The 11,077-nt window shown below is 63.7% G+C and carries 11 protein-coding genes and 2 pseudogenes; 7 read left to right on the plus strand and 6 right to left on the minus strand.

Translation table 11 applies throughout. The features are described from left to right. Positions 1 to 69: 69 nt before the first annotated feature. Together AB0J47_RS35590 and AB0J47_RS35595 are read left to right on the plus strand one after the other, a co-directional pair. The gene (locus AB0J47_RS35590; protein ID WP_355185183.1) at positions 70 to 480 is read left to right on the plus strand and encodes a nuclear transport factor 2 family protein; all 411 of its coding nucleotides are present in this window, start codon (positions 70 to 72) and stop codon (positions 478 to 480) included. A 137-nt stretch (positions 481 to 617) separates the two neighbouring features. Next, a pseudogene (locus tag AB0J47_RS35595) lies at positions 618 to 1,089 on the plus strand (IS5 family transposase); the annotation flags it as partial. Positions 1,090 to 1,176: 87 nt separating this feature from the next. Here AB0J47_RS35595 and AB0J47_RS35600 read toward each other — a convergent pair. The 3 genes and pseudogenes from AB0J47_RS35600 to AB0J47_RS35610 form a co-directional block, all read right to left on the minus strand. Next, a complete protein-coding gene (locus AB0J47_RS35600; RefSeq protein ID WP_364356632.1) occupies positions 1,177 to 3,045 on the minus strand; it encodes an IPT/TIG domain-containing protein in 1,869 nt (622 codons plus the stop codon). Between the two features lie 1,027 nt (positions 3,046 to 4,072). Next, positions 4,073 to 4,180 (minus strand): annotated as a pseudogene (locus tag AB0J47_RS35605) (ATP-dependent DNA ligase); the annotation flags it as partial. A 40-nt stretch (positions 4,181 to 4,220) separates the two neighbouring features. After that, the gene (locus AB0J47_RS35610; protein ID WP_364356635.1) at positions 4,221 to 4,556 is read right to left on the minus strand and encodes a carbohydrate-binding module family 14 protein; all 336 of its coding nucleotides are present in this window, start codon (positions 4,554 to 4,556) and stop codon (positions 4,221 to 4,223) included. A gap of 323 nt (positions 4,557 to 4,879) precedes the next feature. Here AB0J47_RS35610 and AB0J47_RS35615 point away from each other — a divergent pair, with 323 nt between their 5' ends. From AB0J47_RS35615 to AB0J47_RS35630, 4 genes are all read left to right on the plus strand, one after another. Next, entirely contained in the window at positions 4,880 to 5,227 is a 348-nt protein-coding gene (locus AB0J47_RS35615; RefSeq protein WP_364356638.1) for a DUF3024 domain-containing protein, read from the plus strand. 145 nt (positions 5,228 to 5,372) lie between these two features. Next, on the plus strand, positions 5,373 to 6,434 hold the full coding sequence (locus tag AB0J47_RS35620; RefSeq protein WP_364356641.1) for a fused (3R)-hydroxyacyl-ACP dehydratase subunits HadA/HadB: 1,062 nt from the start codon (positions 5,373 to 5,375) through the stop codon (positions 6,432 to 6,434). Between the two features lie 94 nt (positions 6,435 to 6,528). Beyond that, entirely contained in the window at positions 6,529 to 6,687 is a 159-nt protein-coding gene (locus AB0J47_RS35625; RefSeq protein ID WP_364356644.1) for a hypothetical protein, read from the plus strand. A 154-nt stretch (positions 6,688 to 6,841) separates the two neighbouring features. Next, positions 6,842 to 7,705 carry a class I SAM-dependent methyltransferase gene (locus AB0J47_RS35630; RefSeq protein WP_364356647.1) on the plus strand — a complete coding sequence of 288 codons (864 nt, stop codon included), beginning with the start codon at positions 6,842 to 6,844 and terminating at the stop codon, positions 7,703 to 7,705. Positions 7,706 to 7,785: 80 nt separating this feature from the next. Here the strand turns inward: AB0J47_RS35630 and AB0J47_RS35635 are convergent, their stop codons facing one another. Together AB0J47_RS35635 and AB0J47_RS35640 are read right to left on the minus strand one after the other, a co-directional pair. Next, the gene (locus tag AB0J47_RS35635; protein WP_364356650.1) at positions 7,786 to 8,427 is read right to left on the minus strand and encodes a hypothetical protein; all 642 of its coding nucleotides are present in this window, start codon (positions 8,425 to 8,427) and stop codon (positions 7,786 to 7,788) included. A gap of 161 nt (positions 8,428 to 8,588) precedes the next feature. Beyond that, positions 8,589 to 9,185 (minus strand): TetR/AcrR family transcriptional regulator, encoded by a 597-nt coding sequence (locus tag AB0J47_RS35640; protein ID WP_364356653.1) that lies wholly within the window; start codon positions 9,183 to 9,185, stop codon positions 8,589 to 8,591. 105 nt (positions 9,186 to 9,290) lie between these two features. Here AB0J47_RS35640 and AB0J47_RS35645 point away from each other — a divergent pair, with 105 nt between their 5' ends. Then, a complete protein-coding gene (locus AB0J47_RS35645; protein ID WP_364356656.1) occupies positions 9,291 to 9,986 on the plus strand; it encodes an SDR family NAD(P)-dependent oxidoreductase in 696 nt (231 codons plus the stop codon). 283 nt (positions 9,987 to 10,269) lie between these two features. On the opposite strand, the gene AB0J47_RS35650 is transcribed toward AB0J47_RS35645, so the two are convergent. Next, positions 10,270 to 10,629, minus strand: a complete 360-nt coding sequence (locus AB0J47_RS35650; protein WP_364356659.1) for an SDR family NAD(P)-dependent oxidoreductase — start codon at positions 10,627 to 10,629, stop codon at positions 10,270 to 10,272. Positions 10,630 to 11,077: the final 448 nt, after the last annotated feature.

Here is an 11,077-nt window from a genome sequence, read left to right on the forward strand (position 1 = left end):
AAAGCGGCCTATTCGTTCTACGCTCGTTGAATCATTGATACAACGTACGTTGAATGAAAGGTGGCTGACATGAGCCGGCCAGGTGTTGAGAGCCCGCTACAGGTCTTGGAACAGCGAAACAAGGCGATCCTCGCCAACGACATGCACGCGTTCGTGGACTTGTTCGCGGAGGACGGCGTGATCGAGATGCCGTTCACTGCAGGCGAATTGCCTGCCCAGCTGGCAGGCAAGGAGGCAATTCGGGCATACGCGATCGACGCCGACCGCGGTGGGTTCCGTCTCGACGAACTGCGTGTACACCAGACCCACCAGACCGCCGATCCGGAGGTCGTGATCGTCGAACTGACCTCCGTCGGACGCGTCACGTCGACCGACCAGCCGTTCAAGGTGCCCTGTATTCAGGTCTTCCGGATCCGCGACGGGAAAATCGTGTTGTTTCGTGACTATGTCGGCCACGCGTTCCTACCGGACCTAAGCTGAGCCTCAATCCAAGCGGACTTCGGGTAGCGCTCTGGGCACATCCCGCCGCCTCGAGCGCATCCTGGTCGAACTGTTCGGGCCTATGATCGTGCCTCGCGTTGTGTAACGAGATGGGTTGCACTGGTTGATGTTTGAGCGTGGCTGATGTGTTGTCGGTCCGGCTGGTGCCGGACGAGTTGTGGGAGATCGTGGAGTCGTTGTTGCCGGAGTTCACCGCTCGCCGCCAAGGTGGCGGTACAGCCCCGGTCGGGCAGCGGGCGGTCTTCACGGCAGTGGTGTACGTGCTGACCAGCGGTTGTGCGTGGCGGATGCTGCCGGATCAGTTCGGGGTGAGTGTGCCCACGGCCCATCGCCGGTTCACCATCTGGATCGGGCGGGGGTGTGGCGGCGGTTGCATCGGGCAATGTTGGACGAGCTGCGCAGCCAAGGCTTGATCGACTGGTCGCGGGCGGTAATCGACGCGGCGTCGGTACGAGCCAAAAAAGGGGCGACATGACCGGGCCGAGCCCAGTCGATCGCGGCAAGGCCGGCTCGAAGCTGCACGTGGTGTCCGACAGTGCCGGAATCCCTCTGGCCGTAGGTATTTCGGCCGCCAACACCAACGACGCGGAGCGATGTTTCCGGCTCCCGGATACGACCCTGTCCGCGCGCCGAAGGCGCGCGGACAGGGTCGAAATCCTTTCAGTGGATCGGGGCTCAGCTTCGAGTGATGGTGTTGGTGTCCAGGGTGATCGCGCCGTTGAGGGCAAGGATGTCCCCGTTTGCGGTGGTGCCGCCTGTCACCGTGACCGAGGTGAAGGCCAGGATGTTTCCGGCGAAGTTGGTGTTGGTGCCCAGTGTGGCCGAGCTACCGACTTGCCAGAACACGTTGTTCGGGGTGGCGCCGTTGATGAGGTTCACGACGCTGCCCGCCCCGGTGATCAGTGTCGAGCCGGCCTGGAAGATGAACACCGCGTTCGGATTGCCTTGCCCGTCGAGGGTGACGGTGCCGTTGAGGCCGATCCCGGCAACTGCGTGGTACACCCCGGAGGTCAGGGTTTGTCCCGCGAGATCGGTGGTCACTAGAGCGGTGGGCGTCCGGCCCGCCGCGTCGGTGTAGGCGATCTGTAAATCGGTGTGTGCCTGCGCCGCGACCAGGTCCCCGGCATGGATCGCTCCGCTGGTCACCGTTCCCGGCGGGAATCCGGTCACTGCGGTGCCAGGGCTGACACCCAGGTTACCGGTGATGGCCGTGGCTCCGGTGTTGGTGACTGTCGTGGCGCCCAGTACCGCGAACGTCGAGGCTGTGCCCAAATTGACCGGCAACAGACCCGAAACATAGGTGTAGGCGACACCGTTGCTGGTTCCACCGGGGGTGGTGACGGTAACCTGCACCGTCCCAGCCACATGGGGCGGGGTCAGCACGGTGATCTGGGTGTCGGAGTTGACCGCGAACAGGATCGCCGGTGTCCCACCGAAACTCACTGCGGTCGCACCGGTCAAGCCCGTCCCGGTCAGCACTGCCACTGTCCCACCGCTTGGCGGACCCGTGTTCGGGACGATGGCGATGAGGGTGGGCACCGCGATATAGGTGAACGCGACACCGTTGCTGGTCCCGCCGGGGGTGGTGACGGTAACCTGCACCGTCCCAGCCACATGGGGCGGGGTGAGCACGGTGATCTGAGTGTCGGAGTTGACCGCGAACAGGATCGCCGGTGTCCCACCGAAACTCACCGCGGTCGCACCGGTCAAGCCCGTCCCGGTCAGCACTGCCACTGTCCCACCGCTTGGCGGACCTGAGGTCGGAGCGATGCTGGTGAGGGTGGGCACCGCGATATAGGTGAACGCGACACCGTTGCTGGTCCCGCCGGGGGTGGTGACGGTAACCTGCACCGTCCCAGCCACATGGGGCGGGGTGAGCACGGTGATCTGAGTGTCGGAGTTGACGGTGAACAGGGGCGCCGGTGTCCCACCGAAACTCACTGCGGTCGCACCGGTCAAGCCCGTCCCGGTCAGCACTGCCACTGTCCCACCGCTTGGCGGACCTGAGGTCGGAGCGATGCTGGTGAGGGTGGGCACCGCGATATAGGTGAACGCGACACCGTTGCTGGTCCCGCCGGGGGTGGTGACGGTAACCGCCACTGTCCCAGCTGAATGGGCTGGGGTCATCGCCGTGATCTGCGTCGAGGAGTTGACCGTGAACGAGGTTGCCGGTGTCCCACCGAAACTCACTGCGGTGGCTCCGGTCAAGTTCGTCCCGGTGAGCACGACCGTCGTTCCGCCGGCCGCCGACCCCGAAGCCGGACTGATGCTGGTCAAGGTAGGAGCAGGCACGCCATAGGTGTAGGGCAGTGGGTTGCTCGTGCCGTCCAGCAGTACCTGTACGGTGACGTTCACCGTGCCGGTTCCAGGCGGCGCGATGGCCGTGAGCTGGGTATCGGAGTCGATGGTGAATGTCGTTGCCGTCGTGCCGAACCGGACACCCACGGGACCGACATTGCTGAATCCGGAGCCGGTGATGACAACAGAGTTGAAACCCGCTGGAGGGCCGAAAGAGGGTGTCAGCGAGGTGATGACAGGTGCCATTTTTTTGCTTTCTATCAGTGAACGTGAAAAGGGTTCTCCCACAGCAGCACGGGCCTGGCCGTTTGTTTCGCCGCCTATACTCAGTAACCCTCCAGTTGCGACACTTTGGCAATAAATCCCCGGTCCACCTTCGTCCAGTCGTTGTCCGTTTCTCGTGTTCTGCCGGTAGCCATTGGGAAACTGGACGCCAGGGGTGAACTTGTGGCCAGGCTTCGATAGGTGTCACCGTCCATTTCGGATGCCTGGGCTTTGTTCACGAATTCCGTTGCTGGTTGTTCGCGAATTCTGGTGTCATTGTTCGCGGCTTCCGTTGCTGGTTGTTCGCGAATTCTGGTGTCATTGTTCGCGAATCGCGTTGCTGGTTGTTCGCGTATTTAGGCATCGGTTGGGCTGGGTGATTCCCGATCCCGGTCGCGAAAATTGACCATCGCCTGAGTTGATATGTCGGATTGGCGTGTCGTGCTGTGCGGGGTCGGCGGTGGGTTACTCAGGCGTGGGCGAGTATGTAGGAGTCGGTGATGGCGGCGTCCGCGGCCGGACAGAGCCGCAGTCCTGTAATGACGAGGGCGATCTCGGCCATGGTGAAGGCGCAAGACTCTGCCGAGCACAGGGTGGGCGATGTGTGGTCCAGCGTCCTGTCCCTGCTTGGTGGTCGGCGCGAGGTCTGAGCGAGGACCTGCCACCACAACGGTGTCGAAATTCGCGATCACAAAAATCCCGAAGTGATGTCGAGATTCACGACCGACTGCTGCCCAGATTCGCGATCAAGAACCAGCTGCCGTAAGAACCGTGTCATCTGGCACATGAAGCACAACTGCCTGGTAACCGGTGGTGGCGGGTGTGGTTTGTCGCGTGATGAGGGGGGCTTGACAAGAATGAGCCGACCGATCGGGCGATCATCGAACACGACGGCAAGGGGGTCGAGGAGCAGCAGCGCGGAATCAGGCGGTAGCGCGAACCGACCTGACCTTTGCTATTGGGCAGCCTCGGCGTGGAGCCGGTACCGCGGATAGTTTCCAGAATCGACCAGCCGGGCCCGCAGGCTACGGCGAGCGGCCATGCTGAAGCCTGTGCCGACGTTGCCGATATAGGTGAGCCGACCGTCGTTGTCGTGCGCGGCCAGGACCAGGGACCCGAACGTCGGCGCCATCGTCCCGTCTACGTCGGAGTCTGGCCTACTGCGATCTCACCGGGCCGGGGTCAGCGGAATCTCTGGATTGGTACCGGCCCGCCACCGCGCCAGCGTCGGCCGGCCAATCGCAGTACTTCCCATTCTGGTTCCAGTTCAGGCCGGTCGGACACGTGTGCACGGTCGCAACGTTGTTCGAGCATTCGACGTACTTCGTCACGTCTCCGGGATAGGGGAAGAGCCCGTCGGGCTCGGGACAGTTGAAGGCGGCGATGTCGAGTACGGTGTCCTCCGCGAGAGCAGACGACGCGGCAACGAGCGTGAGGGTGGAACCGAGCAGCAGCCCGGCTGCTGGCAAAGCAAGAACACAGGCGAATCGCACGGTCGTCTCCTTCGGGTGATGTGGGTCGAGCGGGCCGTACCAGTGGGCGCACTGACCTCGTTACACGCCGGCATCATCGGAATCGAGATTGCCGCACCACCTCCCATGAGTGTCCTTGACGCCGGTAAGTTTTCTGGCCGTTTCGACGAGTCTTCTTGGGGTAGTGGGGGTTCCGGTAGTAATCCCGAAATCCAACGATACGGAACATGGTCTCCATCGATCGCCGACCTCCTGCGGCGGACGATCGTAGCGAGCCCGGGCATCTGGAAGGCGACCTGGTATCCGGAACCAGGCCATCAGGGGTGGTTGGCATGATGGCCGGCATGGCTACCACAGGACTTCCCGAACTCGATGTCGCCCGGATCGTGAAGTACTGCGCCAGTAGAGTTCCCGAACAATATCGCCACGAGATTCGGGTCGAATGCGACGTCTCGCCGCGCCATGTCACGCTCTGCGAATGCCGACCACCATGGCACGAGGACTTCGGCCCGGAATGGACACGATTCCCGATCGCCCGCCTGCACTACACGAAGAAAACCGGGTTGTGGACGTTGTATTGGCGGGACCGACACCTCAAATTTCACCGCTACCGGTTCTTGGAGCCGAGCCCTCACGTTCAGGACCTGCTCGATCACATCGACAACAGTGGCGACCCGATCTTCTGGGGTTGATCAGTTATCGTCGGTGACGCGTTGACCTGTTGAGTCCAAGATCGTTTGGTTTCCTCGGCTCTGTCACTCTGTCGTGTGAGAAGGTGGGGTTTCACTCGTGAATTGGGTTCTGCCGATAACGGTTACGCGTGCCGAAGGAATCCGGATGGAAGAGGGCTTGGTGGAAGCAGCGTTCGATGTGGCTGGGCTGGTGGGGCATCGCTATCGCGTGGCCGACTACTACGAGGTAGGGCGAGAGAAGATACGCGAGTACGCGCGAGCAGTACAAGATTTCCACCCGGTGCACTGGAGCGAAGCTGCTGCCGGTGAGCTCGGGTACGCCGGGTTGGTCGCGCCCACTACGTTCATCTCGACCGCCGCGATGCTCGCCAACCGCAGGCTCTTGGAAACCGTCATGACCGGCTACGACATGTTCGTGCAGACCGATCAGGTCTTCGAAATGTACAAGCCGGTGCTCACCGGCGACCGGTTGGTCAGCGATGTCGAGCTCTCCTCGGTGCGCCGCATCGCGGGCAAGGATCTGCTCACCATCACCAACACCTTCACCGGCCAGAACGGTGACGTCGTGCAGGTGATGCACACCACCGTCGTCGGCATCACCGGTGAGGACGTCGACGCCGGCATCAGCGACACGATCGAACGCGTGATCATGAGCGGACTCGACACGACCGCCCGAACCGCAGTCGCGCCCGCGCCCGCGGACGCGGATGGGCTGCTGGGCTCGGATCCGGATGCGACGACCGCTGTACGTACCTCCCCGGTCTCGCGCACACGTGTCCCGCGCACCGCACTCCGATTCGAGGACGTCACCGTCGGTGACGAGCTTCCTGCTCGCACCGTGCACCTGACACGCGGGGATCTGGTGAATTATGCCGGGGTCTCCGGGGATGCGAACCCTATCCACTGGCACGACGAGGTCGCGGCACTCGCGGACCTTCCGGACGTGATCGCCCACGGCATGCTCACCATGGGCCTAGGCGCGGGATTCGTCACCGATTGGCTCGGCGACCCGGGCGCGGTGATCAGATACGGGGTCCGGCTGTCGAACTACACGGTCATCGAAGCCGCCTCCGCTGGAAGCGTTGAGTTCACTGGGCGCATCAAGTCGGTCGACTCCGAAACCAGGACCGCTGTTGTCGTCATAGTCGCGAAGTCCGCCGGACGCAAGGTTTTCGGCCTCGCCACTGCGGATGTTCGCCTCACATAACCTCCGCCGCAATAGGTCCGGTGCTCAGAACAGGGTGTCGCGGACTCGTAGAGGCCGGTAGCCGGTGGGGCACAGCTGGGCGAGATCGGCGTCGATGTCGACTTCGATGGCGCCGAAGAAGACCAACCAGCTCGAACAGCGAAACATCGACCTGCAGCAACAACTCGACGAACGCGACGACGATCTTGCCGCCGCTCGTGCCACCAACCGCGAACTCATGACCCGGCTCAACACATCAACCCAGCCCCGATAACAGGTTCGAGCCCGCCCCTGTCGACTCGTGGCAACCGCCCCGAAGGAGGGCCGACCGTAATCAGTGTTACCGATCGTGTTCGCGTGCTCTTTTGCGGAGTGAGCGTGAGTGAGTTCATAGAGCACACGCCACATTCGCAAGTAGGTTCTTGAATATGGATAACGACGGACCCAGCCGTACAGCGCTCATCACCGCGTACGCCCGCGCCTATCACCAGATCGCTGACCGACCACAGATCTTCACCGACCCCCTGGCGGCACGTCTGCTCGGCGTCACCGCAGAGGAACTGGCCGAATTGGGCACGCCCACAACCAATCACCTCGGTGACGGGGCCAGCGATCGGCCCCGCCGACTCTTCTTCGCCGCACGCGCGCGCTTTGCCGAGGACGCCGTGGCCGCCGCCATCACCGCTGGTGTGCGGCAGGTCGTGATCCTCGGCGCCGGTCTGGACACCTTCGCCTATCGCAATCCGCGCCCGGACTTGCGTATCTTCGAGGTCGACCACCCCGCCACCCAAGCGTGGAAACGCGAACGCCTTACTACCGCCGGAATCGACCGCCCTGAGACGTTGACCTTCGTGCCGGTCGATTTCGAAACCCAGACGCTGGCAGCGGGATTGGAATCCACCGGGTTCAAACGGACGGACCCGGCCGTATTCGTGTGGCTCGGCGTCGTTTTCTATCTGACTCCGAACGCCGCCCACGCCACTCTCGAATACATCGCTGGTCAGGCCCAGCCGGTCGAGGTGGTCTTCGACTACCTGCAGCCCGCGAACAGCGACGAGGACCGTGCGCACCAGCAGGCACGTGCCGATCGGCTGGCCGGCGTCGGCGAACCCGTGTTCAGCTACTTCACGCCCGACGACATCGCCGCACAGCTGCGCGCCCTCGGCTTCACCGACCTCGAAGACCACTCCGCCCCCGACCTCGTCACTCGCTACCTCGACGGATCCCCAAGATTCGGAGGCGAACCGCCCCGCGCACTGCGCGCGATCCGCATACTGCGCGCGAGCCGCTGAGGATTGCCCGCCACGTCGACTCGCACCACATCTGTCGCGACGGCTAGCATCTCCGGCATCAGCCTCTGAACTGCACAAACTCAGAGAAATGCGGGAACGCACGTGAGCGGAGCCCCGGAGAACAGCCCGAATGCATAGGCGGTCTTGAACAAGGTGGCGTCCCGAAACGCGGGCAACCAGCCCTTGCGGCCGAAGGCTCGGATCCGGGCGACTTCGTTGTCGCAGTGAGCAAAGAAGGCGTGCAGCTCCGCTTTCGTGAACACCCGTTTCTTCGGATCGGACTCGTTCTGTTGAACGTGCAGGTCACCGAGCCATTCGTCGATCATCGCCGGAGTCCATTGCCACAGATAGACATTCACATACGCGGTGAACGCCTTGCCCGTGCTCTCACGGCCTTCCACCGTCGTGCGGCCAGGTTCCGCGCGAGCTGCTGATTGGCGAACCCGGCCAGCATGGCCCGAAAGACCTGTTCTTCCGGCCGCAGCAGCGACACCCCGTCGAGCAGATGCAGCCGTGCCGCACCTGGCACCGAACCGGAGAAACCCACCGAACCACCCACCCTCCACCGTTCGCATCTGATGCGAGTCATGGACGAATCCGCAGGCAGTTGGGCCACACTCGGTCATGAACAGACCGCAGACGGCTACCATCGCCAGTGCCTCGGCAGCTGAAATCCTCTGGCAGAAGCCGCAATTGCCGCCCTCGAACCGGTCGATGTGCACACCGTCGCGAGTTCGCAATCCGATGCAATTGGCGGCGAAAGTAGTAATCGCGCGAAAAACAACGACAATGGCTTGACCAGCAGTGATGGCAGCGGGAGTTCAAATCCGCCGAAGAGCCGAAAAGGGGAGCCATGAGCGGATGTCCGGTCCGGATTGGATACTTATCTCGAGCGAGGTTTCAGCAGATCCTCGACCAGGCTGCTGGTGAGAGCGCGAGGGATGCTCGCCCCGGTCAGAGCGCAATAAACGAGCGGACCGAGTAGGGCATCGAGCGTGGCGTCGAGGCCGAGTTCGGGCGAGATCTCAGCGGCGTCGATTGCGTGCGCGAGCATGTCGCGTTCTCGAGCGCGGCGTGGATCGAGATAGCGCGTGTGGAAGCTCTCGGCTGTGCCGGGATTGTGCTGCGCCTCGGCGATGAGTGCGAGCAGGACCTTGCCGGCAGGCTCGCGGGTGAGGAATCGGGCGAAGCCGCGGATGTACGCGCGGATGTTTTCTGCTGTGGGCTTGTCCGTTGGGACGGGGAGGCGCTTGTCGCTGTCTTCGATAAGCGTGTCGAGGAGGATCTCGACCTTCGAGGGCCACCAGCGGTAGATCGTTTGCTTGGCGACGCCGGCACGACGCGCAATCGCCTCGATGGTCAAAGCGCCGAAGCCGTGCTCGACGAGCAGATCGTCCGCGGCATGCAGCACGGCCAGCCGCGCAGCCTCGTCGCGACGGTTGCCCGAGCGCGTCCTGGGCGGAGAGTCCGGGGCGGGCATGGGGTCACCTTACCGGTCGGTGATGCCGTGACCGGACGGCGACGTAATGTATTGTCTAGACGCAACGTTGCGTCTATAGAATATTTCGTCAGGTAGGAGCAGATAATGTCCGCCACGTCCAACCGTCAAGCACTCGTCATCGGGGCCTCCAGAGGCTTGGGTCTTGCCCTGGCCGGTGAGCTCGTTCGACGCGGCTGGCGAGTCATCGCCACCACGCGCCGCGACGGCGACGAGCTACAAGTGAATTCCGATGCCTCCAATGGGCGGCTGCACATCGAAACGCTGGAGATGACCAGCTCGGAACAGTTGGCCGCGCTGCGCGAGCGCCTGGACAGGGACCGACTCGACCTACTGTTCGTCAACGCCGCCATCGACCGCGGCAATCTGCCGATCGACGAGGTCTCCACCGACATGTTTACCGAGGTGATGATCACCAACGCACTGAGCCCGTTGCGCGTCCTCGAGGCCCTGCGTGGGCTCGTCGTGCCTGGCGGAACCGTGGCGGTCATGTCCTCCGACCAGGGCAGCATCTCCCGAAACACCGAGGGCGGCTATGAGCTCTACAAAGCCAGCAAGGCCGCGCTCAACCAGCTGATGCGCAGTTACGCCACCCGCCATGCCGGTGACGGACACACCAAACTGCTCATCGACCCCGGCCACAACCGGACCCGGCTCGGCGGACCCGACGCGCCTCTCGCCCCGCAAGAGAGCATCCCGGCCGTCGCCGACGTCCTCGAGACGCAGTCCGGTGCGCCCGGCCTGCAGTTCCTGGATCGGCACGGCCAGAGCGTCCCGTGGTAGAGCCACACCTGCGCTGATCGAGCTGTCGAGCCACCCGCCGAGCACCGGCCGTGATGCGAGATACGTTGTCGGACAGGCGATCAGGAGCCGCCACTCAGACGCGCGCCATGCGGCAATAGGGGGCATTCGGCGACGAACACAATCTGGGATTCGGCGGTGGTGGGCTGCTGCCCCCGGACCGCGGATGCGCGGGCCAGGCCTGGCCGACACCTTGCCTGCCCTGGTGCGCCGGCCCGCGACCGACGTCGGGATCAGATGGGCGCGGTCTGGATCCGGTCGAAGATCAGTACTCATGAGGATCTAATTCGTTGCCGTCGGCGCTGAGTTCGCGTTTCCCGTCCGGCTGACCGCCGGTGCCGGCATTGTTCACGAGCACATCCAATCGCGAAGTGCGGGCGATGATCTCGTCGGCCAGCCGGTCCACCTCCGCGAGTCGCGACAGGTCGGCCAGGACGATCTGCGGTGCGTGTCCGCTCGCGGCTGTCACCTCGGCCGCTGCGGCCCGATCGGGGTTGCGGCCGTGCAGGATCAGCCGGGCACCCGCTGCGCCGAGCCGCACCGCGAGTTCGCGGCCGAGTCCGTCCGTCGCGCCCGTCATCAGCACAGTGCGATCGACCATGCGATCGATATCGTTGTCGCTCATAATCTTTCCTTGCAGTCTCATTTCCCGTCCTCGTTCCGGATGCTGACCGAAGTGGCGGTCAGGTCGAGCGCGACGTGCGTGCCGAGAGGCGTGTGCACGACGCGCGGTTCGCCAGTGGCCGGCATCGGTATGCCGTTAACGACGACCTCGACCCAAAAGGCTGAAACGCGATCAATGGATATGGTCCCGGGGCGCACGGGCGCCCGCCGGGCCGCGCAGGCGGTCACCGGCGGGTTGTCGCCTTGGACGGCGGGGTCGAGGCAGGCGCGGAAACCCGCCCTCCGCAGTCGAATTCCTTCGGGCCCGGCGGCGACTCCGACCATGATGTAGTTGCCATCCGGACCGGCCCGGGCGTCGTCAGTCGAGGAAGTGCTCGAGTTCCGCGGTGACGAATTGGGGATTCTCCTCGACGAGCCAGTGCCCCGCGTGCGGGACGTCCACGGCTCGC

It is taken from the genome of Nocardia sp. NPDC049737 (assembly GCF_040674755.1).
Taxonomy (GTDB): Bacteria; Actinomycetota; Actinomycetes; order Mycobacteriales; family Mycobacteriaceae; genus Nocardia.